The organism is Variovorax boronicumulans (assembly GCF_029892485.1).
GTDB lineage: Bacteria > Pseudomonadota > Gammaproteobacteria > Burkholderiales > Burkholderiaceae_C > Variovorax > Variovorax boronicumulans_B.
The window spans coordinates 394,899-417,549 of record NZ_JARXVG010000003.1 but is presented as its reverse complement, the minus strand read 5'-3'; the positions used below and the strand labels follow the sequence as shown (position 1 = coordinate 417,549).

Genomic DNA, 22,651 nt, shown 5'->3' with positions numbered 1-22,651 from the left:
GAATTCCATGTCTCACATACAGATCACCGGCCTGTCCAAGAAGTACGGCAGCACGCCCGTGCTGCGCGATGTCCACCTGGGCATCGGCGAAGGCGAGTTCGTCGTGCTGGTCGGCCCGTCGGGCTGCGGCAAGTCGACGCTGCTGCGCGCCATTGCCGGGCTGGAAACAACAGACGGCGGCAGCATCGCGTTCGACGGCGAAGCGGCCGACCATCTGCCGCCGCAACAGCGGCGCCTGGCCATGGTGTTCCAGAGCTATGCGCTCTATCCGCACATGACGGCGCGCGACAACATGGCCTTCGGCCTGCGCGAGCAACGCCAGGGCGAAACGCTGATCGCCCAGCGCATCGCCAAGGCTTCGGCCGCGCTGCACCTGGGCGACTACCTGGACCGCTATCCGCGCGAGCTCTCGGGCGGCCAGCGCCAGCGGGTGGCGATGGGCCGCGCCATGGTGCGCGAGCCCAGGGCGTTCCTGTTCGACGAGCCCCTGTCCAACCTGGATGCGCAGTTGCGCGTGCAGATGCGCGCCGAGATCCGCGCGCTGCAGCGGCAGCTGGGCACCACCACCGTCTACGTCACGCACGACCAGGAAGAGGCGATGACCATGGCCGACCGCATCGCGGTGCTGCGCGCCGGGCGCATCGAACAGGTGGGCGACCCGTTGGCGCTCTACGACGAGCCCGCCAACGAGTTCGTGGCGCGCTTCATCGGCTCGCCGCCGATGAACCTGATCGATGGCCGGTGGGCGCAAGGCCAGCTGTCGCTGGGCGAGGGCCTGCGCCTCCCGGCGCCGCCCGGCTCGGCGGGGCGGCACGACGACGCGGTGCGCCTGGGCGTGCGGCCCGAACACCTCGTGCTGCACACCGGCGAGGCCCCCTTGCCGGCCGGTGCGCCGCAGCTTCGGCTGGAGGTGTCCGCCATCGACTATCTCGGTTCCGTCACGGAACTGCACGGCACCGTGGCGGGCGCGTTCGATGCCCGGCCCTGGGTGGCGCGGCTTGCCGGACGCCACCGCGCCACGGCTGGCGAGGACGTGACGTTGACCTGGAATCCCTTCCACGCCCATTTGTTCGACCCGGAATCGGGAGCACGTCTGCAGCCGGCGATCCGGGACGGCAACGCAGGCTCCATCTCAACCAAGGCAGCAAGGACCCCGCATCGCCATGACCACTGAAACCACCCTCGCCTCCCCGCGCACCGCGGCAGAGACACCCTTCGACTATCCCGCGCTGGCAGAGAAGTTCCGGCCCGTTTTCAAGCGCATCGCCGAGACGGCGCTGGAGCGCGAGCGCAATCGCGTACTGCCCTTCGAACCGATCACCTGGCTCAAGCAGGCCGGCTTCGGCGCCGTGCGCGTGCCGGTGGAACACGGCGGCGGCGGCGCATCCATTCCGCAGCTGTTCCAGTTGCTGATCGAACTCGCAGAGGCGGATTCGAACGTGCCGCAGGCGCTGCGCGGGCACTTCGCGTTCGTGGAGGACCGCCTCAACGCGCCGCCCGGCGAGGCGCGCGACGTGTGGCTGCGCCGCTTCGTGAAGGGCGAGCTGGTGGGCAATGCGTGGTCCGAGGTGGGCGCGGTGGCCATCGGCGACGTGGGCACGCGCATCTCGCAAAAGGACGGCCGCTGGGTGGCCAACGGCCGCAAGTTCTACAGCACCGGCAGCATCTTTGCCGACTGGGTAGACCTGTATGCGCGCCGCGCCGACAACGATGCCGACGTGACCGCCGCCGTGAGCACCCACCAGCCGGGCGTGGTGCAGCACGACGACTGGGACGGCTTCGGCCAGCGCACCACCGGCAGCGGCACCTCGGTGTACGAGAACGCCCACATCGACGAGGAGAACGTCTTTCCGTTCGAGACGCGCTTCAAGTACCAGACGGCCTTCTACCAGCTGTTCCACCTGGCCACGCTGGCGGGCATCGGCCGCGCCATCGAGCGCGACGTGGGGCACGAGGTGCGCAACCGCCAGCGCATCTACAGCAACGGCAACGCACAGCACGTGAGCCAGGACGCGCAGATCCTCCAGGTGGCGGGCCAGATCTCGGCGCTGGCCTATGCCGCGGAGGCCACGGCGCTGCGCGCGACGCTGCCGGCCCAGCGCGCCTACGAGGCGCGCCTGCACGGCGACGAGGCGGCGGAGCGGCAAGCCAACATCGATGCCGAGATCGAATCGGCGCAGGGCCAGATCGTGGTGTCCGAGCTGGTGCTGCGCGCGGGCTCCGACCTTTTCAATGCACTCGGTGCTTCGGCCGCGAGCACTTCCAAGGCGCTGGACCGCCACTGGCGCAACGCACGCACGGTGTCCTCGCACAACCCCATCGTCTACAAGGCCCGCATCGTGGGCGACTGGAGCGTGAACGGCACCGAGCCGCCCTACGTGTGGCAGATCGGCAGCGGCCCCGGCCGCAAGGATTGATCTGCATCGCTTTCTCCCGTCAGCCCGTTCTTTCCCATTTTTCTGGAGTTCACCATGACCACCGCCACCCTGGACCGTCCCCGCGTCAACACCTCCGAGCCCTTTGCGCCGCGTCCGCGTCCTGCCCAACCCGCCCATGTGATTCGCGACGATGCCGAGGCCGTGTCCGTGGCCCGGCGTCTGGCCGCCGAGTTCGGGGCCGAATCGGCGCTGCGCGACCGCGACGGGCTGCTGCCGTTGGCCGAACTGGACGCCTACTCGCAAAGCGGCCTGTGGGGCATCACCGTGCCCAAGGCCTACGGCGGCGCGGGCGTGTCCTTCGCCACGCTGGCGGACGTGATCCGCATCGTGGCGGAGGGTGACTCGAGCATTGCCCAGATCACGCAGAACCACCTGGCGCTTGTCGGCCACATCGACCTCGACGGCACACCCGCGCAGAAGGAAGAGCTGTTCGGGCTGGTGCTCAAGGGCATCCGCTTCGGCAATGCCTTCTCCGAGAAGAACAGCAAGAACGTGGCCGCGTTCGAAACCACCCTGGTGTTCGACGGCGACGACGTGGTGATCAACGGGCAGAAGTTCTACACCACCGGTGCGCTGCTCTCGCACATCGTGCCCATCGTGGCGGTGGACCCGGTGGAGGGCAAGGGCTATCTGGCCTTTGCCGAACGCGATGCGCCGGGCCTCACGGTGCACAACGACTGGTCGAGCTTCGGCCAGCGCACCACCGCATCGGGCTCCATACAGATCGCCGATGTGCGCGTGCCGCGCAGCCGCCTCTTGCCCGTGGCCGCGTTCGACCGGCCCACCGCGGCCGGCGCGATCTCGCAGATCATCCAGGCCGCCATCGATGCGGGCATTGCCGCTGCCGCCATCGCGGAAACCATCGCTTTCGTGCGCACCCGCAGCCGTCCGTGGATCGACAGCGGCAAGGAGACCGCGGCCGAGGACCCCTTCATCATCAGCGCGATCGGCGACCTGACGCTGCGCCTGCACGCCGCCGAGGCCTTGCTGGAGCGCGCGGGCCGCGCCATCGACCGGGCGCTGGCCGACCCCGAAGAGGGAGCCGTCAACGCCGCCACCCTGGCCACAGCCGAGGCCAAGGTGCTGACGACCGAGGTGGCCATCAACGCCTCCAACAAGCTCTTCGAGCTGGCGGGCACCCGTTCCACGCTGGCGGAACACAACCTCGACCGCCACTGGCGCAACGCGCGTGTGCACACGCTGCACGATCCGGTGCGCTGGAAGTTCTATCACCTGGGCAACTACCAGCTCAACGGTGTGCACCTGCCGCGTCACGCCTGGAGCTGAAAGAAAAGACCACCGCCATGACCAAGGCCATCCGCTTCAACGCCTTCGAGATGAACTGCGTGGCGCACCAGTCCCCCGGACTATGGGCGCACCCGCGCGACCGTTCCTGGGAGTACAAGGACCTGCGCTACTGGACCGACCTGGCGAAGGTGCTGGAGAAGGGCATCTTCGACGGCATCTTCATCGCGGATGTCATTGGCTACTACGACGTGTACAAGGGCGGCAACTACCACGCGCTGCAGCAGGCGGCGCAGATCCCGGTGAACGATCCGCTGCAACTGGCGGCGCCCATCGCCATGGTGACCGAGCACCTGGGCATCGGCATCACGGCGTCGACCTCGTTCGAGCATCCCTACACCTTCGCGCGGCGGCTCTCCACGGCCGATCACCACACCAAGGGTCGCCTGGGCTGGAACATCGTCACCTCCTATCTTGAAAGTGGCGCGAAGAACATCGGCCAGGGCGGCCTGCGCAAGCACGAGAACCGCTACGAGGTCGCGCAGGAATACGTGCAGGTGCTCTACAAGCTCTTCGAGGGCAGCTGGGAGAGCGATGCCGTGGTGCGCGACCGGCGCACCGGCATCTTCGCCCACCCCGAGAAGATCCATGAGATCGGCCACAAGGGCGAGTACTTCGAGGTGCCCGGGTATCACCTGTGCGAGCCCTCGCCGCAGCGCACCCCGGTGCTCTACCAGGCGGGTGCATCGGGCTCGGGCAAGGCATTCGCGGCCCAGCATGCGGAGTGCGTCTTCGTGGCGGCGCCCCTGCAATCCACGTTGAAGAACTACGTGCGCGAGGTGCGCGAGCAAGCCGCGGCGGCGGGACGCGATGCGCGGAAGATCCTGATCTACAACCTCGTCACGGTGATCGTGGACGAGACCGACGCCAAGGCCGAGGCCAAGTTCGAGGACTACAAGCGCTACGTGTCCTACGACGGCGCGCTGGTGTTCATGTCGGGCTGGACCGGCATCGATTTCGGGCAGTACGCGCCGACCGACCTGGTGCGGCGTGTGGAGACCAACGCCATCGTCTCGGCCGTCGAGCACCTGGCCGGCGGCGACAAGGCCTGGACCATCGAGGAACTGGCCGTGTGGGGCGGCGTGGGCGGAATGGGGCCGGTGTTCGTCGGCTCCGCCAGCACGGTGGCCGACATCCTGCAGCAGTGGGTGGAAGAGACCGATGTGGACGGCTTCAACCTGGCCTATGCGGTGGCGCACGAGACCTTCGAGGACGTGGTGACGCATCTGGTGCCCGAGCTGCAGCGCCGCGGCGTGTACCCCACCGCCTACACGCCGGGAACGCTGCGCGAGAAGCTCTTCGGGCAGGGGCCGCTGCTGCCGCCGAGTCATCCTGCGCACGCCTACCGCGACATCGAACGCGTCAAGCGCGAGCAGGCGTTGGCCGGCAGGCGGAACGGTGCCGTCACGCCGCCCGAGCTGGTGCAGGTGTAGCCGTCGGCGTGGGCATCGCGGGAATGAGGGAGCCGATCGGGCGCCCGGTGTTGCCGGGGCCTCGATCGATGCCAGCAAGAAAGCATGAGGCGACGCAGGCCGATCAGGCGCGCTCCGGCCTTTTTGATCGATCGATTTTCATGCTGCTCAGCAGCTAAATAAATCACTTTCGATCATCGATAACCATCCTTAAAGTTGCGCCCATTGCAACTCTCCCGATGGGAATTTTCCATGTCCACCGCAACGACCCGCATTCCATTCCACCTGGCGTTTCCCGTCCGCGACATCGCCGAAGCCCGGGCGTTCTACGGCGAACTGCTCGGCTGCCCGGAAGGTCGCAGCGCGCCGGAATGGGTCGATTTCGATTTCTACGGCCATCAGATCGTGGCCCACCTGGCACCCGACGAATGCGGCCACCGCCAGAGCAGTGCCGTCGACGGCCACGACGTGCCGGTACGCCATTTCGGCGCGATCATTCCCATGGACCAGTGGCAGCTCATGGCCGACAAGCTGGTGGCGCGCCAGACCCAGTTCGTCATCGAACCCTACATCCGCTTCAAGGGCGAGGCGGGCGAGCAGGCGACGATGTTCTTCCTGGACCCCTCTGGCAATGCCATCGAGATGAAGTCCTTCGCGGACCTGAGCTCGCTGTTCGCACGCTGAAAGACCGCCATGATCAAGAGCAAAATCAAGGCCGTGGCACTTGCGGCCATGCTGGTCGTCGTCTGCGCCTCGGCTGCGGCCCAGTCCGAAACCTTGGGCAAGATCAAGGAGTCGAGCTCCATCACGATGGGCGTCCGCGATGCCTCGGGCGCCATGTCATTCACGCTCGGGCCCGGAAAGTACACGGGCTTTCATGTCGAGATCTGCGAGCGGGTCATTGCCGACATCAGGAAAGCGGCGCAACTCGACAGGATCGATGTGAAGTACCAGCTCGTGACGCCACAGAATCGGATGCCCCTGGTCCAGAACGGCACCGTGGACATCGAGTGCGGAACGACGACCAACAATGCCGCGCGGCAGAAGGACGTTGCATTCGCGCCCACCTTGTATGTCGAGGGCATCCGAATCGCCGTCAAGGCGAATTCGGGCATCGCATCCTCCACGCAGTTGGCTGGCAAGACGGTGGCGGCCACCACCGGCAGCACGTCCGTGCAGGCGCTGCGAAAGCTCGGGCGCGACGGCGTGACCGGCGTCTCCGAGGTGCTGTCCAAGGACAACAGCGAAGGTTTCCTGCTTCTTGAAAGCGGCCGCGCCGAGGGATTCGTCGCAGACGGCCAGATCCTGGCGACGTTGATCTCCAAGAGCAAGGAGCCCGAGAAGTACAAGCTGCTGGATCAGGTTCTGAGCGTGGAGCCCATCGCAATCATGTTCCGCAAGGGCGATCCGGCATTCAAGAAGGTCGTCGACGACAGCATTCTGGCGCTCGCCAAGAGCGGCGAGGTCGCGCGCCTCTACGACAAGTGGTTCATGCAGCCGATCCCTCCAAGTGGTTCGAAGGTAGGGTTGCCGGCAAACGCGATGACCAGGGCCGCATGGGCCGCTCCGTCGGACAAGCCACTGGAGGCTTACGAGGCACGCTGAGTCTGACCATCGCGCGAAGGCCACGGACGATCCGGCATGTGCTCGGCCGGATGGCCCGATCAAGAGCCCGCTCTACGGCGTGCGCTACCGCCCCGATGCCGTTGCGCGACGAAGTTTCTGCACGAGCGGATTGCTGATCTTTGCTTCGGCTGCATCGCGCAGGTGCTGGGCAAAATGAGCCACGATCGGTGGGCTGGCCCTTGGCTTGCGTTGAAGCAGGCCGATCTCCCTGTAGAAGGTGAACTCCCCCAGCGAAACCACGCGCACCCCTGCGGGCAGGGGAAGATGCGCCTCGACCAGGGGAACAAGCGCAACGCCCAACCCCTTGGAGGCAAGGTGGATCAATCCGGGGATCTCATCGATCTCGATCGCATCGTTGACCGAGAGTCCCTCGCGGCGAAGAAAGCCCTCGACCATCCGCCCGCCGAATGAAGCCCTGTCATAGCGCAGGAACGGTTGCGCCTGGATCAGTGCGCGCCAGTCCCTCGTCGCGGGCATCGCCTTGGGTACGACAAGCACATAAGGCTCGTGCATGAGCGCTTGCCACGTCAGATCGGAAGGCATGCCGAAAGGGGGACGGATGATCACCGCCGCATCGATCTTGCCGGCGTCAAGGTCGTCCATCAAACGCATCGACACACCGGGCGACACGTGGATGCGCACCAGCGGAAAGGCTTTGCGCAGCCTCTGGAGCGCACGCGCCAGCAACGTGGGTTGCGCCGAGGCGATCGAACCTATTCGCAGCAATCCGCTGGTGGCACTGTCTTGGGGAAGCTCTCCAAGCTTTGCGAACAACGCACAGATCTCTTCCACGCGCGGCAAGGTCGTCTGCCCCGCGACGTTCAAGGTGGCGGAGCGCCCTGTTCGATCGAACAGTTCGAAACCCAGCGCCTCTTCGAGCCGCTTGATCTGGCTGCTCACCGCGGACTGGGTGAGTCCGATGCGGTCTCCCGCTGCGGCAAAGGTGCCGTGCTTGCACACCGCGATGAAGGTCTTGAGTTCGCTGATCACCGGGCGAGCATCGCAAATATCGATCGTCGGGTCAAACAAACATCGACGAAATGCCGCCAATCCGATGGCATTCATTCATCGATTTTTTGAGTGCCAAGCACGAATTTATATTGCTTTTCCTTGACGTTCCAGGTTCATAGACTTTGCCATCGTCGTCAGGGAACTGCGATCGATCGAGTGCCCGGCTTTGATCGTGCCGCTCGCGCTGACGATCGCGATCCTCGAATCTCCAATCTCAAACGAAAGTGAAAGCATGAACAAGCCTACCTACGTCCCGGAATACAACGCCATCGTCGAAGTGCTGAGCAAGTACAACGAAGGCTGCAAACAGGCCAGGAGCAGCCTCATGAAGCCTGCTTTCAGCGAGCAGGCCACCATGTTCAGCGTGGGCGTCGACAACAAGCTTTCAGGCGGAGCCATCCAGAACCTGTTCGACGGTATCGACAAGGATTTCCGTCCATCGCCTGAAGCTCGAAGTGCCATTGTCCGCATCGACATCGCCGGAACCGCCGCAAGTGCTCGCATCGACACCAACGACGTCTCCGGTTTCTGCTTCACCGATTTCTTCCATCTGCTCAAGGTCGAAGGCAAATGGACTGTGATCAGCAAGATCTTTCACACGCACGTCGCGCCCTGAGCGAGACCAGCGTATCCAGTCCTTACGGCGTGACAGTTGCTCGACCGCCGCCGCAACTACGAGCAGGTGTAGCTCGCCGCTGAACCGATGACGCCGCTGGTGTAGGTAATCTTCTTCGGGTACACGCAGATGGGACGGGTTTTCGTTGCGGCACCGCCAAGGGTCTGCAGGGTCAGGGCATCCGGGGCGGTGCCTTTTTCCACCCACGCCGTCAGTGCGTCGTAGAACTGGGTCGGCGTGAAGTAAGGAACCTCCGCCGTCGGGTTGGACGTTCCGTTCGGATTGCCATGGCCAGCACCTGGCACCAGATAGAGCCGATAGAAGCCTTGGACATCGCTCAACCCGCCGTTCCTGGCGACCACGCTGTTGTAGTAGTTGACTGTCCCCTGCGGCATGATGAGTTCGTCGGCCAGACCATGCCAGGTCAGCATCTTGCCGCCGCGATTCTTGAATGCGGAGAGGTCCGGGTTGTCCGTGTTGATGTTTCCGAACTGCGGCTGCAGCGTCACGCCGCGGTCATAGGCATTGCTCAACTGCGCGTAGCCCAGCTGCTTCCAGAGCGATTGGCCGTTGCCGGTTGCATTCACGAACGAAGGATCGCCGATGGTCGAGTTCTGCAACTCGAGCGCCACCTGGTCGGACGCAATGGGGAATGCACCGTTCGGGCTGGCCAGGCCGTTCAAGCCAAAGGCAGCGAACATGGTGGCGTACAGCGAAGTGCCGCGGCTCTGTCCGTACCAGCGCTGGTTTGCGGAGCCAAGCAGCGTGGAGGACGACGCCGCGGACCAGCCGTTGTCGCTCGCCGGCGATGGCGCCGAGCCGTCGGCCGTCATGCCGTACCAGACCTTGTTGATGGCTGTGGCTTGTGCCTTCGTGACGCACGCGCTCGTGCCGTTCGTTCCTCCGTCGGACGTGCAGAGAACCGTGGGATCCGTCGTCGGGTCGTACGTGCAAGACGCGGGGTCGAGCACATAGCCCAGGTGCTGGCCGCCCACCACATCGCATGCGGCAACGGCGGCGTTGGAAACCAGATCCTGCTGGGCCTGCGTCGGTGCAACACCACCCAGGTCGCGCTGGAAGACGATCTGCGGATACAGCTCCGCGGTGATGAACCTCGTCCAGTTGATGGCGGGATAGTTGGCGACGATGCCGTCGAAGTCGGTGGGGTTGTTCTGCGCCAGGTTCAGGCCCTGGCGTCCACCCGTCGAGCCCCCGTCCCAGTAGGCGTACCTTGCCGGCGTTCCGTAGTAGGCCGCTGCCAGCGCTTTCGTCTTGACGGCCTGTTCATGAATGCCTCGGCTGGCAAAGTCGGTCCACAAGGTCTTGTTGATGGTGCCATCTGGGTTCATTGCGAATGAGCCGCCCGCGAGCGAAGAATGGCCGGTATCCGTGGTCGACGAGACGGCGCCTTCCTTGCCAGCCACGTTGGCCGCGTCGTTGCTCGCAATCGCTGTCGCGCTGCCGGCGACGCCTCCTTGCCAGCCACCGCCTCCCAACGCATGAACGCGCGAGTTCCAAGCGGCTTTCGATGGCAGCCAGATCTCGATGCCGATGCCGGGCGACGTCGAAGGCGCGCCCTCGGGTCCGGGGTTTCCAGGCCCCACATTGAGCTTGACCATGCAGACGTCGTTCGCAGCCACCGGCGTTGCCGCCGTCGCCGCGCCACCCAGGAGAAGAGCGTCTCCCTTCTTGAATGACTTGACCGCAACAACGCTCGTACTGGCGTCCGGCTTGAAATTGGCCTTGAGCGTGTCATCGCACGTCAGCGCCGCAGGGCCTGAGGGGGGCGGCACCGTGGCGACAGGCGGATTGCCGAATCCGATGAAAGGCAGTGTGTTGTTGTTGCTGCCGCCACCGCACCCGCTGGCGAGAACGGCTGCAACGATCGCGGAAACTGCCAAGGGCTGATGGGTTTTCATGTGTCTCCTTCAAGTGGTGGATGAGATGCAAAAAAGTGCACGTTTTCTCCGGCACTGGCATGCAACATGAACTATTAGGCATCCACCGCGAGCGTCATTTGTACGGGTTATCCCACCGCTAGGGAATACGCCGTGCAGTGGCTTTGAGAGAAGCCACGCCCCAAAGCACCCCAGATCCGATCTTTCTCACCACCAGTGCTCGGAAATATAGTGCACATGGGTGCCGCCCCGCCAGCGCGAATGAGGGAATCTACGGATATAAGATTCCTCGAATGGTCTTGATTGGGTTCAATTTTTGTATACAAATAACGCACTCTATAAGTGGCGCGATATTTGCGTCAAAAACGGGCTTTAGCTCCCCAACCCTTGCACGAGGAAAAGACCATGAGCACAGTCGTCAGCCACGCCCCCGCGGGGGCCAGCGAAGCCGGCATCGCGCCGCACGCGGAATCGAACGCCCTCATCAAGCCCGGCTACGACCCGCGCCTGACCAACGAGGACCTCGCCCCGCTCAAGAAACAGACCTGGGGGCAATACAACATCTTTGCGTTCTGGATGTCCGACGTGCACAGCGTGGGCGGCTACATCACGGCCGGCAGCCTGTTCGCGCTCGGCCTGTCGAGCTGGCAGGTGCTGGTATCGCTGCTGGTGGGCATCGTGATCGTGCAGTTCTTCTGCAACCTGGTGGCCAAGCCGAGCCAGGTGACGGGCGTGCCCTACCCCGTGGTGTGCCGCGCGCCCTTCGGCGTGCTGGGCGCGAACATCCCGGCCATCATCCGCGGGCTGATCGCGGTGGCCTGGTACGGCGTGCAGACCTACCTTGCGTCGGCGGCCTTCATGGTGCTCGCGCTGCACATGTTCCCGAACCTCGCGCCGTATGCCGACGTGGCCACGCACGGGTTCGTGGGCCTCTCGACGCTCGGCTGGGTGGCGTTCATGGTCATGTGGGTGCTGCAGGCCTTCGTGTTCTGGCACGGCATGGAAGCCATCCGCAAGTTCATCGATTGGGCCGGCCCTGCCGTGTACGTGGTGATGGCCGTGCTGTGCGGCTGGCTGGTGTGGAAGGCGGGCTGGAGCAAGATCGACCTGAACCTGGGCGGCATCAAGTTCCAGGGCTGGGACGCGCTGCCGGTGATGCTCTCGGCCATCGCGCTGGTGGTGAGCTACTTCAGCGGCCCGATGCTCAACTTCGGCGACTTCTCGCGCTACGGCAAGAGCTTCGACGCGGTGAAAAAGGGCAACTTCTGGGGCCTGCCCATCAACTTCGTGTTCTTCTCGCTGCTGACCGTGATCACCACGGCCGCGACGCTGCCCGTGTTCGGTGAACTCATCACCGATCCGGTGCACACCGTGGGCAAGATCGACAGCACCACGGCCGTCGTGCTGGGCGCACTGACCTTCATGATCGCGACCATCGGCATCAACATCGTCGCCAACTTCGTCTCGCCGGCCTTCGACTTCTCGAACGTGGCGCCGCAGCACATCAGCTGGCGCACGGGCGGCATGATCGCCGCGGTGGGCTCGATCTTTCTGACGCCCTGGAACCTGTACAACAGCCCCGAGGTCATCCACTACACGCTCGACGTGCTGGGCTCGTTCATCGGGCCACTGTTCGGCATTTTGATTGCCGACTATTACATCGTGCGCAAGCAGCAGATCGACGTGGACGCGCTCTACACCATGAGCAAGCAGGGCAAGTACTGGTACAGCAACGGCTACAACCCGAAGGCGATCCAGGCGCTGGTGCCGTCGGCCCTCGTGCCCATCCTCTGCGTGATGGTGCCGGCGCTGCGCGGTGGCGCGAACTATGCATGGTTCATCGGCATGGGCCTGGGCTTCGTGCTCTACGTGCTCCTGAACCGCAACAACAAGACTTGAAACACCGACATCGAAAGGGACGCGCCGTGCGCATCAAGATCATCAATCCCAACACCACCTGGAGCATGACCGAGAAGATCGGCGCCTGCGCCCGCGCGGTGGCGCACGCCGGCACGGAGATCGTTGCGGTCAGTCCGGCCATGGGGCCGGTTTCCATCGAGAGCCACTACGACGAGGCGCTGGCCGTGCCCGGCCTCTTGCAGGAGATCGCCGCGGGCGAGCGCGACGGCATCGACGGCTACGTGATCGCCTGCTTCGGCGACCCGGGCCTGAAGGCCGCACGCGAACTGGCGCTTGGTCCGGTGGTGGGCATCGCCGAGGCTGCGATGCACCTGGCCAGCATGATCGGCAGCCGCTTCAGCGTGGTCACCACGCTGGGCCGCACGATGGGCCAGGCCTGGCACCTGGCCGAGATCTACGGCATGGAACGCTTCTGCGCCAACGTGCGCGCTTGCGAACTGCCGGTGCTCGAGCTCGAAGAGCCGGGCTCCAACGCGCGCGAGCGCATCGTCGAAGAATGCCGCCGCGCGCTGGAAGAAGACGGCTCCGACTGCATCGTGCTCGGCTGCGCCGGCATGACCGACCTGTGCGAGCACATCAGCGAGTTGCTCGGCGTGCCGGTGATCGACGGCGTGGCCGCGGGCACCAAGCTCATCGAATCGCTGGTCACCTTGAAGCTCAAGACCAGCAAGCGCGGCGAGCTGGCCCATCCGCTGCCCAAGACCATGAAGGGCGCGCTCGAAGGCTTCACGCTCGCCGGGTGATGCAGGCCGGCGTGGGCGAAGGCATTGAACGCTGAGCCACAATCTCCGCATGCCCCGCGCCAGCACCAAAACCATCGCCTCCCCCGCCCCGACCGACACCATCGCCACTCCGGCCGAGAACGGTGCAGCCGTTGGCAAGGGAAGCTCCATCGAGCGCATCGCCCAGGACATCGCCACCGCCATCGTCGAGAAGCGCCTGCCGCCTGGCACCTGGCTGCGCGAAGAGGCGCTGGGCCGCGTCTATTCGGTGAGCCGCACCAAGGTGCGCGCGGCGCTCTTGATGCTGTCGAAGGACAAGCTCATCGAGATGATTCCCGACAAGGGCGCCTTCGTCTGCCAGCCGACCGTGCAGGAGGCGCGCGAGGTGTTCGCGGTGCGCCGCATCCTCGAGAGCGAGGTGGTGCGCATGTTCATCGCCAACGCGCGGCCGCGCGACTACCAGGTGCTGGAGCAGCACATCAAGTTCGAACGCGCGGCGCTGCGCCAGAGCCCCACCATGGGCACGGTGCGTGAGAAGGTGCTGGGCGACTTCCACGTGGCGCTGGCCGAGGCCGCGGGCAACCACACGCTGGCCGAACTGGTGCGCGAACTGGTGGCGCGCAGCTCGCTGATCGCGATGCTCTATCACTCGTCGAACGATCCGCACTGCTCGTCCGACGAGCATTCGGATTTCCTTCGCATCTGCCGAAAGGGCGACGTGGAAGGCGCCGTGGCCTGCATGACCGAACACCTCGAACGCATCGAGGCCAGCCTCGAACTGGGCACCGACAAGCCCGACCGGCAACTCGACCTGGTCAAGGCACTGCTTGCGTGAAAAATAGCCGCAGATAGCGGCATGCGGTGCGGGTTTTCCTGCATCCGTATTGACGCATAAATTGTATACAGTTTCGCGTACACACTTTGTGGACGCCGCGAAACGATGCGCCGTCCGCGCCTTCTCTCCCCTTGCTGCGCCAGGAGATACACGATGACGGCCGAGACCTCTTCCTCTGTTCAGACAGTCCACCCCGTGGACCAGCGCCTGCCCTCGGGCAAGCTCGCGGCCCTCGGCCTGCAGCATGTGCTGGTGATGTACGCGGGCGCCGTCGCGGTGCCGCTCATCGTCGGCCGCGCGCTCAAGCTGTCGCCCGATGAAGTCGCGCTGCTGATCTCGGCCGACCTCTTTTGCTGCGGCATCGCCACGCTCATCCAGGCGCTGGGCGCCACGCAGTTCTTCGGCATCAAGTTGCCAGTGATGATGGGCGTGACCTTCGCATCGGTCGCACCGATGGTGGCGATCGCCAATGCCAACCCCGGGCAGAACGGCGCGCAGTTGCTGTTCGGCGCGATCATCGGCGCGGGCGTGGTGTCGATCCTCATCGCGCCGCTCGTGAGCCGCATGCTGCGGTTCTTTCCGCCGGTGGTCACGGGCACCATCATCGCGGTCATCGGCATCAGCCTGATGCGCGTGGGCATCAACTGGATCTTCGGCAATCCCGTGGGCCCGACGGCGCCCGCGCTGGTCGACCCGGTGTATGCCAAGTGGCTCGCCGAAGTCACCTCGCCGGGCAGTTCGATTCCAGCGGTGCCCAAGGGCTTCGCGATCATGCCCACCGTGCCCAACCCCAAGTACGCGGACCTCTCGGGCTTCGGCGTGGCCGCGCTGGTGCTGGTGTCGATCCTGCTGATCGTCAAGTACGCCAAGGGCTTCATCGCCAACATCTCGGTGCTGCTGGGCATCGTGATCGGCGCGGTGGTGGCGTCGATCACCGGCCTCATGACCTACGAGAAAGTCGGCAAGGCCGCGTGGGTCGACGTCGTGCTGCCCTTTCACTTCGGCATGCCGCAGTTCGACCCGATCCTGATCCTCACGATGACGCTGATCATGATTGTGGTGATGATCGAATCGACCGGCATGTTCCTCGCGCTCGGCGAAATGACCGACCGCAAGATCACGCAGAAAGACCTGGCCAAGGGCCTGCGCACCGACGGCCTGGGCACGCTGATCGGGGGCATATTCAACACCTTTCCGTACACCAGCTTCTCGCAGAACGTGGGCCTGGTGGCCGTCACCGGCATCAAGAGCCGCTATGTGTGCGTGGCCGGCGGCGTGATCCTGATCGTGCTGGGCCTGCTGCCGAAGATGGCCGCGCTGATCGAATCGCTGCCCACCGTGGTGCTCGGCGGCGCGGGCCTCGTGATGTTCGGCATGGTGGCCGCCACCGGCATCCGCATTCTCTCGGGCGTGGACTTCAAGACGAATCGCCACAATGCGATGATCGTCGCGGTGGCTATCGGCGTCGGCATGATTCCGCTGATCGCACCCAACTTCAAGCAGTGGATGCCGCATTCGATCCACTCGCTGATCGAATCGGGCATCTTGCTGGCGTCGATCACGGCGGTGCTGCTGAACCTGTTCCTCAATGGTGCGAAGCACGACGAGCAGGCCGTGATCGCCGCGGCCAAGCAGGCCGAGGCGCACTAAAGGGAAATCAGATCATCGCCAGCGGCGTCTTGCGCCGCGGCGGTGGGTGCAGGCGGTCGAGTTCGGCGAGGGTTGCCGCATCGAGCTTCAACCCCGCCGCAGCCAGGTTCTCTTGAAGATGCGCGCTGCGCACCGCCTTCGGAATCGCGACGACGCCGGGTCGCGCGATCACCGCGGCCAGCGCGAGTTGCGCGGCGGTCACGCCGAGGCGTTCTGCCAACTCTCCAAGCCCCGCGTCCTCAGCGAGTGCGCCCTGGTCGATCGGGCTGTAGGCCATCAACGGCATGCCGTGCTCGCGCAGCCAGGGCAGCAGGCTGAACTCGGGACCGCGTTCGCCGAGCGACAGGTACACCTGGTTCACCGCGCAGCCCGGGCCACTGCCGATGACGCCATCCAGCTCTTCCATGTCGTCGGTGTCGAAGTTGCTCACGCCCCAGTGCGCGATGCGCCCGCCCGCGACCAGCGACTGCAGTGCCTCGACCGTCTCGCTCAATGGATGGCTGCCGCGCCAGTGCAGCAGGTACAGGTCGATGGCATCGAGCCCCAGGCGCTTGAGGCTGCGCTCGCAGGCCTCGCGCGTGCCGCGGCGGCTTGCGTTGTGCGGGTAGACCTTGCTGACGATGAAGAGCTCTTCACGCCGCACATCGCCCGCGCGCAGCGCCTCGCCGATGGCCTGCCCGAGCACGGTCTCGGCACCGCCTTCGCCGTACATCTCGGCGGTGTCGATGAGGCGGTAGCCCAGGCCGATGGCTTCGCGTATCGCGGCAACCTCGGCCACGCGGTGCGAGGCCACCTCGCCCATGCGCCAGGTGCCGAGGCCAAGGACCGGTATCTCGCCGCCGGTGGGGAGTGGGAGTGTGTGCATGCGGCCATGGTACGAGAGCGAGGCCGAGCCAAGGCTCCGGTTCAGCCCATCACCACAGACTGCCCTTGGTCTGCCCCAGCGTATCGACGCAGTACGCCAGGGCCTTGGCGCGTTCGTCGCGAAGGTGTTGCCAGTCGTTGGTTTGCCAGGCTGTCCATGTCGCCGGCTCGGACCGGTACAGGCAGGTGGCCGGAATCGGTGGAAGGCCGAAACGCAGGCTTGCCAGGGCCAGCCCGGCACCGAATTGCAGGCGGTACAGCTCGTCGTCTCCCGACAGGTTCTCGTACACCAGCCGCCATACGCCGACATTGATCGGCGCGTCGGCCTCGGCCGGCAACTGCGCGGCAGCGGCCATGTCTTCGCGCGTCCATCCGCTCTCGCTGCGGCCCCGCTCCAGTTCCTTCCACGCCCGGGCCGCATAGACACGGGTGGCGATCTCGCCGAGTGCCTGCGGCAGTTCCGTCATGCCGGGATTGCTGGCCCACGCCTGCCCCGCCAGTTCCGGCACCGGGTCGCCGATCAGATCGTCCTTGGTGAAACTCTGTGCGCCGACCCCGCCCACCCGTCCCAGGGCCACCGCAAGGCCGACATTGAGCGCCACCTGCGCCGCGACGGTCTGGCCCGTATGACTGCGGCGCACGACGCGCAACTGCTCATAGCCTTCGGGATAAGTCTTGTAGCGCAGGCGCACCTTCGTCTGGCCCACGGGCACGAGGCCATCGGCTGCGGCGTAGCTGCCCAGCGCGGGCGCCGAGACGGCCGCTTCGTCCGGTCGGGTTGCTGTCAGCGGCGGCTGGGTGACGCAGGCGGACAAGAGAAGTGCGATGCCGAGTGCGCCCCCTAGCAGCGCAGCAGCTTTGATGGACAACTTTTCTTTCTTTGCTCTCATTGGAAACTTCTCTGGATCAAAAACTTGCATTGAGGTTGAACCCCAACGTGACCTTCGCCGTGCGATAGCCCTCGGGCTTGCTGATCGGCGCGCCGACGAAGAAGTCGTAGCTCAACTTGGTCCACTGCCCACGCACACCGACGACGGCACCCGCCAGGTTGCGGCCGAGCGTGTCGATAGTCGAGCGCCCGCCGACGTGTCCGTAATCGGCGCCAACGTAGAGTTCCGCACCGCTCTGCCCCATGGCCCAACCGATGTCGTTGCGCAGCAGCCAGCCGCGCTCGCCCATGAGGCTGGTCTCCCCGTCGAAGCCGCGCACCGTGTAGCGCCCGCCGATGGCGAAGCGGTCCTGCGGCGTGAGCGGCGTGCGGTTCCATTGCGCGCGGATCAGGCCCGAGTAGCGAAGCTTCTGCTCGCCCAGCTTGAACGGCGCGTTCAGGCTGACATCCGCAGTGACGAGCTTCATGCGCGACGTGCCCTCCCCGAACGCTTCTTCTGGCGCTGTGCGCGAGCCGAAGCCGCCCGTGCCGCGCTTGTAGGCCAGCGTGCCTTCGAGCGTGGCCTCGCCGATGAACTCCTTGTGGTTCAGGCTCAGCTCCCAGCCGCCGACCACGCGGTGCTGCACCTCGACCTCCTGGTCTTCGATGAAGTTGCGCGACTCGCGCCGGAAGCCCTTGAGCGCAACGGTCGTCTTGCGGCTCTGGTCTCGGTAGACAAGGCGCGAGAGCTTGACCTCCGCGTTGTTGGTCTTGCCCGCGTAGATGATGTCGCCGTTCAGGCCGGCGACGCTCTGGTAGTACTGGCTGTTGGAGGCGGTGAAGCCCAGCATCCAGTAGCCGAAGGGCAGCGAGTAGTGCGCGGTCTGGCCTTCGGTGCCGTAGCTCGGCTCCGAGAGAAAGTGGCTGTTGATGCTGTGGTTGGCGCTGACGTAGAACAGGTCGTTCAGGCCGAAGGGGTTGTCGAGCGAGACGGTGGCGCCGGCCTGATTGCGGCCTGTGGCCTTGGTGCCGCTGTCGTCAAGGCTCAGGGTGACGCGCCATTTTTTTGACTGGACGTACTTGACGACCAGGTCGCTGTCGCCGGGCTTTGCGCCGGGGGCGGTCGAGGGTTCGATCTGGATGTCCGCCTCGGCGGTGGGGGCGCGCTTAAGGTTCTCCAGCCCTTGCTCGATGTCGCGCAGGTTCAGCAGGTCGCCCGGGCGCGCGGGGATCGCGGTGGTCAGCAAGGCGGAACTGCCGAGCAGTGTGGACGAAGAATCCGGCGTCAGGCGGATGGCGGCGACGCGGCCCGGCACCAGCGAGAGGGTCAGCGTGCCGGCAGAAAGATCCTGCGGCGCGGCGAGCACGCGGCTGGTGACCCAGCCCTTGGCGATGACGGCCTGCTGGACGCGCGCCAAGACCACGTTGACGCCCGATGTGCCCAGACACCGGCCAATGGGCGAATCATTGCCATCAGGGCCTGAGAGATCGGCAACGGCCCACTGGAAGGCTTCGGACTGCTCGCCGACCAGCAGCACGCGGTCAATGCGAAAGCACGGGAACTCGGATTCGGGGATGCGCTGCGCCGGCGCCGGCGGTGCGGCCTGCGGGCGCTGGTCGACAGTGCGCTCGTTCTGCTCCCGCAAGGCTCGCTCGCGCTCTTGCTGGCGCTGCTGCTCGATGAGGGGCTGGGGGGTGGTCGGGGATTGCTGGGCCAGAGCCAGCAACGGGGCAACGGCTATTGCCGTTACCCAAAAATTTCGTTTCAAACAGAACTCCCTATTTTTCTTTTACTGAAGCAATGCTCCAATCTCCGCGCGCGCCCTTTAGACTATCGGCAAAAAATCCGGTCTAACTACCTTTGGCATGCTGTCGTAGGCCCTAAGAATTGTTTGCAAAGGCGTTAGCGATTCATCATTGTGCAAATAGACAATTTTCAACCAAGTCGCGGCTCGGATATATTGCCCTCCGCCCAACCAATTTTCTTGCAAATTGGATTGAAGCATTTTGCGGCCAGCACCAAGCAAATCGTCTTTGTCAAAATGCGTTCGGCCGGCCCGCTCCAAGCAAAGCGCGTAAGCCAGTTCGCGCGGCTTAAGTGTTTTTTTTAGAGAGGGGATACTGGGCGCCAGATGTTTTTCGTATTCCTGAATTCCCGCCTCATATTCTTCAGCTTGAAAACTAAAAGCCATGAAATCATCAAGCAGTCCATCACTCAATATCATTTTCGAGCTGTACGGCAAACCGGTCATTTCCTGCGGTACAAACCGCTGCAGCTCGAAGTCAAATTTGTCGGGGCCCAGCACTTTTGTGAAACCTATTTGCATGTGCTCCAAACTTGCATCTTGCGCCGCTTTCCACGAGGCTTGATCGTTTGTGCCGTCATGCATCCACCCCCCAATCGCTTTGGCCCAATACAACGTCTTGCGATGCCAACTCGGAATGGTCCCTAGTCGATTTTCTTCTCCACCTTCAATTCCTTGATCCAGCCATCCAAGCCATCTTGAAATCCCAGGGTGAAACTCCAAATGTAGGCCAACTAACCATCCTGAAATAGCAGTTTCAAGATTGAGGACGGCCATATTTCCGATTGGAACCTTAGAGCTGCATTCCCTCGCCAAAAAAAACTCCATCATCTCCGACGAAAAGGCATTTGCTCGATATTTAACTGGATCAAAAATCATAAAAAACCTTTAGCATGGCCTTCCGCCACAGAATCTAACGGGCACGGAATTTCTTGCAATGCCATCACCAACGGTATTTGTGGTGAAATTTCTAGCTGCAAGATTTTGAAGTGCGAGAGCCTTAACGGCCGGAGGCAAAGAGGATGAGTTAATTGCATTCAATGTCTGCTGAAGGGCATTATTCAGACGCGCGCTATCCGGAGTAAACGTTGGCGAAGAAGACGGTGCCGCTTGCGGTCAGTGTCCCGCGCGTGTTGTCCAGCGAGGTTTTGCGTGTGTCGATGGCCAGGCTGCCGCCGCTGGCCTTGCCGTCGATGTTCGTCAAGCCGCTGTTCGCAAGCACGACCGCCCCCGCAGCCAGCAGGTTGCCCGATGTGTTGTCGGTCGTGCTGCCGGTCGTGACGTGAAGGTCTCCCACCACGGCCGCAAGCGTTCCGGAGGTGTTGTCGAGGCTGGCGGCGTTGACGGTGGTACCGCCGTTGGAGCCCAACGTGCCGTCCACATTCGACAGCACCCCAGCAGCCGCGATGCTCAACGTGCCTGGTGTGGTGACCACGGCCTTGTTGGTGTTGACATCGCCCTGCGTGGCCGTGATGGCAACGTTGCCACCGCTGGTCTTGCTGGTCGAGAGATCGACGCTCGCGCCTTGGAACGTCGCATTGCCTGCGGAAAGGTTCGTTCCATTGGCAGCAAGCGCACCGGAGGAAGTGACACGCAGATCGCCTGCCCCACTTGCTGATGCAGCGAGCGTCCCGTCGCTCTGGATGCCGGCGCCGAGCACGCCCGCCGCACCGCTCTGCACGTCCGCAGCCGCGATGGTCGTATTGCGTCCGGACGTGATGTTGCCGTCGTTGATGAGCGCGCCGCTGACGGTCACACTGGCATCGTTCGCGCCGCGCAGCGTGCCGGCGTTCGTGAGCGTTGCCGCGTTAACCCCAAGGTCGGTGGCCGCGATGATCGACCCGCCACTGCCGTTGACAAGTTGACCTGTCGCTGCGAGCTGCACGCCAGCCTGCGCCGACTGGATGCTGCCCTGTGTGTTTTCCAGCGAGCCGGTACTGAGTGCCAAGCCCCGGTTGGAAGCGAGGGTGCCGGAGGTGTTGACGGTGGCCCCTGCCACGTTGGCCGAGAGTGCCCCTGCGGCCGAGATGTTGCCGCTCAGGTTGTTGGCCGAGCCACCGACCGTGAGGTTGGCATTGCTGTCGCTGCTCAGCACGCCGGCCTGGTTGTTCAGGTCACCGGAGGTGGTGATGTCCAGGCTGCCGCTGCGCAGCGTTCCGGACGCGTTGTCGAAGGAGCCGAGCCGGGCGACAAAGGCTTCGGAGACATTGATGGTCCCGCCCCGGTTGGAAAAGCTCGCCTGGTTGAGTGCCAGGCTCGCCACGCTCAGGGTTCCGCCGTTGTTGAGCAGGTTCGCGGTTTGCAGGGTGATCGGGCCACCTGCGTAGACCTTGCCGCCGTCGTTCCGGATCGCGCCTGCGGCGGTGATGTTGCCTGGTTCGATCGGTGCGGCAGCAGGTGTTGAAGTGCCTGCAGTTGTTGTGCCGCCTGTGGATGCGGTTGTGCCCGTCGAGCCGCTTGAGCCAGTGCCCGTGGTGGTGCCTGTACCAGCGCCGGCACTGCCGTTTCCAGTGCCAGCTGTCGGTGCGGGCAACGGCTCGCTGCCGATCCAGCCGCCGTTGGTGTTGCTGATCGTGGGCGCAGAAAGCGCCAGCGGTGCCATGCTGGTCTGGCGGATCGTGCCTTGGTTGACGATGTCGCCGGCCGTGCTGGCAAGCTGTAGGCTCTGGCCTTCCAGCGTGCCGGTGTTGATCAGATGGCCTGATGCCGTGACGACCAAGCTGCCTGCACTGGCACCGATGTTGCCGGCGTTGCGCACCCCAAGGCCCGCTTCGGTCCCGATCAATGTGATCTTCCCGGAATACATGCCACCTAAAGCAGCCACATCCATGGCAAAGGTAGGTGTAGCGCCAGCGCCGGTCGTGGGCGTGATCTGCGCATGGTCGGCGCTGATCTGGTTCGCGCCGGTCACGACTTTCAGTTCACTGGCCCAGATGCCCGCATTGGCTTCCACGGCCCGCGCGAGGATCGCCGCATAGTCGGTCTTGCTCGCATCGAGCCCCGCACCGTTGATGGTGATGGTGCCGCCGCGCACGAGGAAACTGTCGAGGCCGCCCAGGGCATTGAGCTGCGGCGTGCCCGTGGTCAGCGTGGCGCGGCTGGCGTTGATGAAGCCTGCGCCATCCACGTTGATGCCGGCCGGGTTCGCGATGATGATTTCCGCGCGCTGCTCTGCAACTTCCATGTAGCCGCGCAGCTGGCTCACGTTGCCGCCATTGACTTCGTTCAGGATGATGCGCGCCGGTCCCCCAGCCAAGTACGGATTGCCCTGAACGATGCCGCCGAGCTGCGTCTGCACATTCGTGCGGCTGTTGTTGAAGATCGCGCCGTTGGGTCCGACGTTGAGCTGGTTGTAGATGTTGCGCGAAACGCCTGCGGCCGAAGGCGTCTGTATGTTGATCAGCGGCACGCCGTTGGGCGCCACCAGCACGGTGGGGCGCAGGCTGCCGGGAACGTTGGGCGCGCCGACGATCTGGCTGTGGGCTGTGCCCACCACCACCATCCCCGCAAGCACTGCTCCGATGAAGGCGCGCGCGCCGCCGGTGGAGGTCGCCTTGCTGGCACCTTTGCCGGTGCTGGTCGCGGTTTCCTGAACCACCATCCGCATGCCTCTGGCGGCATTGAAGACGATGCGGTGCAAATGGCGATTCATTCTTTTGGCGCTCACCGCGTTAACAATTC

Annotated in this window: 18 protein-coding genes; 11 read left to right on the top strand and 7 right to left on the bottom strand. The window is 64.4% G+C overall.

Features of this window, described 5'->3' with window-relative positions; genetic code table 11:
- The first annotated feature begins 7 nt into the window (after window positions 1-7).
- The 6 genes from M2282_RS09890 to M2282_RS09865 all read left to right on the top strand — a co-directional run bounded on the left by M2282_RS09890 (window position 8) and on the right by M2282_RS09865 (window position 6,760).
- Window positions 8-1,174, top strand: a complete 1,167-nt coding sequence (locus tag M2282_RS09890; protein ID WP_280808597.1) for an ABC transporter ATP-binding protein — start codon at window positions 8-10, stop codon at window positions 1,172-1,174.
- Window positions 1,164-2,417 (top strand): acyl-CoA dehydrogenase family protein, encoded by a 1,254-nt coding sequence (locus M2282_RS09885; protein ID WP_280808596.1) that lies wholly within the window; start codon window positions 1,164-1,166, stop codon window positions 2,415-2,417. The genes M2282_RS09890 and M2282_RS09885 overlap by 11 nt, the downstream gene beginning before the upstream one ends.
- A gap of 54 nt (window positions 2,418-2,471) precedes the next feature.
- A complete protein-coding gene (locus M2282_RS09880; protein ID WP_280808595.1) occupies window positions 2,472-3,725 on the top strand; it encodes an SfnB family sulfur acquisition oxidoreductase in 1,254 nt (417 codons plus the stop codon).
- Window positions 3,726-3,742: 17 nt separating this feature from the next.
- Window positions 3,743-5,176: an LLM class flavin-dependent oxidoreductase gene (locus M2282_RS09875; protein WP_280808594.1), complete on the top strand. Its 1,434-nt coding sequence runs from the start codon at window positions 3,743-3,745 to the stop codon at window positions 5,174-5,176.
- A gap of 285 nt (window positions 5,177-5,461) precedes the next feature.
- On the top strand, window positions 5,462-5,839 hold the full coding sequence (locus tag M2282_RS09870) for a VOC family protein (RefSeq protein ID WP_432422889.1): 378 nt from the start codon (window positions 5,462-5,464) through the stop codon (window positions 5,837-5,839).
- A gap of 48 nt (window positions 5,840-5,887) precedes the next feature.
- Window positions 5,888-6,760, top strand: coding sequence for an amino acid ABC transporter substrate-binding protein (locus M2282_RS09865; RefSeq protein WP_280808592.1), 873 nt, complete (start codon window positions 5,888-5,890; stop codon window positions 6,758-6,760).
- Window positions 6,761-6,844: 84 nt separating this feature from the next.
- Here the strand turns inward: M2282_RS09865 and M2282_RS09860 are convergent, their stop codons facing one another.
- Window positions 6,845-7,771: a LysR family transcriptional regulator gene (locus tag M2282_RS09860; RefSeq protein WP_348541730.1), complete on the bottom strand. Its 927-nt coding sequence runs from the start codon at window positions 7,769-7,771 to the stop codon at window positions 6,845-6,847.
- Between the two features lie 193 nt (window positions 7,772-7,964).
- On the opposite strand from M2282_RS09860, the gene M2282_RS09855 reads away from it, so the two are divergent.
- Complete coding sequence (locus tag M2282_RS09855) at window positions 7,965-8,408, top strand: nuclear transport factor 2 family protein (protein ID WP_280808719.1); 444 nt, start codon at window positions 7,965-7,967, stop codon at window positions 8,406-8,408.
- Between the two features lie 56 nt (window positions 8,409-8,464).
- Here M2282_RS09855 and M2282_RS09850 read toward each other — a convergent pair whose 3' ends face one another.
- Window positions 8,465-10,327: a tannase/feruloyl esterase family alpha/beta hydrolase gene (locus M2282_RS09850; protein ID WP_280808590.1), complete on the bottom strand. Its 1,863-nt coding sequence runs from the start codon at window positions 10,325-10,327 to the stop codon at window positions 8,465-8,467.
- A 384-nt stretch (window positions 10,328-10,711) separates the two neighbouring features.
- Between M2282_RS09850 and M2282_RS09845 the strand changes: the two genes are divergently transcribed.
- The 4 genes from M2282_RS09845 (at window position 10,712) to M2282_RS09830 (ending at window position 15,433) form a co-directional block, all read left to right on the top strand.
- Window positions 10,712-12,205, top strand: coding sequence for an NCS1 family nucleobase:cation symporter-1 (locus M2282_RS09845; protein WP_280808589.1), 1,494 nt, complete (start codon window positions 10,712-10,714; stop codon window positions 12,203-12,205).
- 26 nt (window positions 12,206-12,231) lie between these two features.
- Window positions 12,232-12,969 carry an aspartate/glutamate racemase family protein gene (locus M2282_RS09840; protein ID WP_280808588.1) on the top strand — a complete coding sequence of 246 codons (738 nt, stop codon included), beginning with the start codon at window positions 12,232-12,234 and terminating at the stop codon, window positions 12,967-12,969.
- Window positions 12,970-13,018: 49 nt separating this feature from the next.
- Window positions 13,019-13,783 (top strand): GntR family transcriptional regulator, encoded by a 765-nt coding sequence (locus M2282_RS09835; RefSeq protein ID WP_280808587.1) that lies wholly within the window; start codon window positions 13,019-13,021, stop codon window positions 13,781-13,783.
- Between the two features lie 153 nt (window positions 13,784-13,936).
- Window positions 13,937-15,433 carry a nucleobase:cation symporter-2 family protein gene (locus tag M2282_RS09830; protein WP_280808586.1) on the top strand — a complete coding sequence of 499 codons (1,497 nt, stop codon included), beginning with the start codon at window positions 13,937-13,939 and terminating at the stop codon, window positions 15,431-15,433.
- Window positions 15,434-15,440: 7 nt separating this feature from the next.
- Here M2282_RS09830 and M2282_RS09825 read toward each other — a convergent pair whose 3' ends face one another.
- From M2282_RS09825 to M2282_RS09805, 5 genes are all read right to left on the bottom strand, one after another.
- On the bottom strand, window positions 15,441-16,298 hold the full coding sequence (locus M2282_RS09825; protein ID WP_280808585.1) for an aldo/keto reductase: 858 nt from the start codon (window positions 16,296-16,298) through the stop codon (window positions 15,441-15,443).
- A 49-nt stretch (window positions 16,299-16,347) separates the two neighbouring features.
- Complete coding sequence (locus tag M2282_RS09820; protein WP_280808584.1) at window positions 16,348-17,166, bottom strand: hypothetical protein; 819 nt, start codon at window positions 17,164-17,166, stop codon at window positions 16,348-16,350.
- 37 nt (window positions 17,167-17,203) lie between these two features.
- Window positions 17,204-18,889 (bottom strand): ShlB/FhaC/HecB family hemolysin secretion/activation protein, encoded by a 1,686-nt coding sequence (locus tag M2282_RS09815; protein ID WP_432422888.1) that lies wholly within the window; start codon window positions 18,887-18,889, stop codon window positions 17,204-17,206.
- A gap of 102 nt (window positions 18,890-18,991) precedes the next feature.
- Window positions 18,992-19,747 carry a hypothetical protein gene (locus tag M2282_RS09810; protein WP_280808582.1) on the bottom strand — a complete coding sequence of 252 codons (756 nt, stop codon included), beginning with the start codon at window positions 19,745-19,747 and terminating at the stop codon, window positions 18,992-18,994.
- 295 nt (window positions 19,748-20,042) lie between these two features.
- A complete protein-coding gene (locus tag M2282_RS09805; RefSeq protein WP_280808581.1) occupies window positions 20,043-22,622 on the bottom strand; it encodes a filamentous hemagglutinin N-terminal domain-containing protein in 2,580 nt (859 codons plus the stop codon).
- Between the last annotated feature and the right edge of the window lie 29 nt (window positions 22,623-22,651).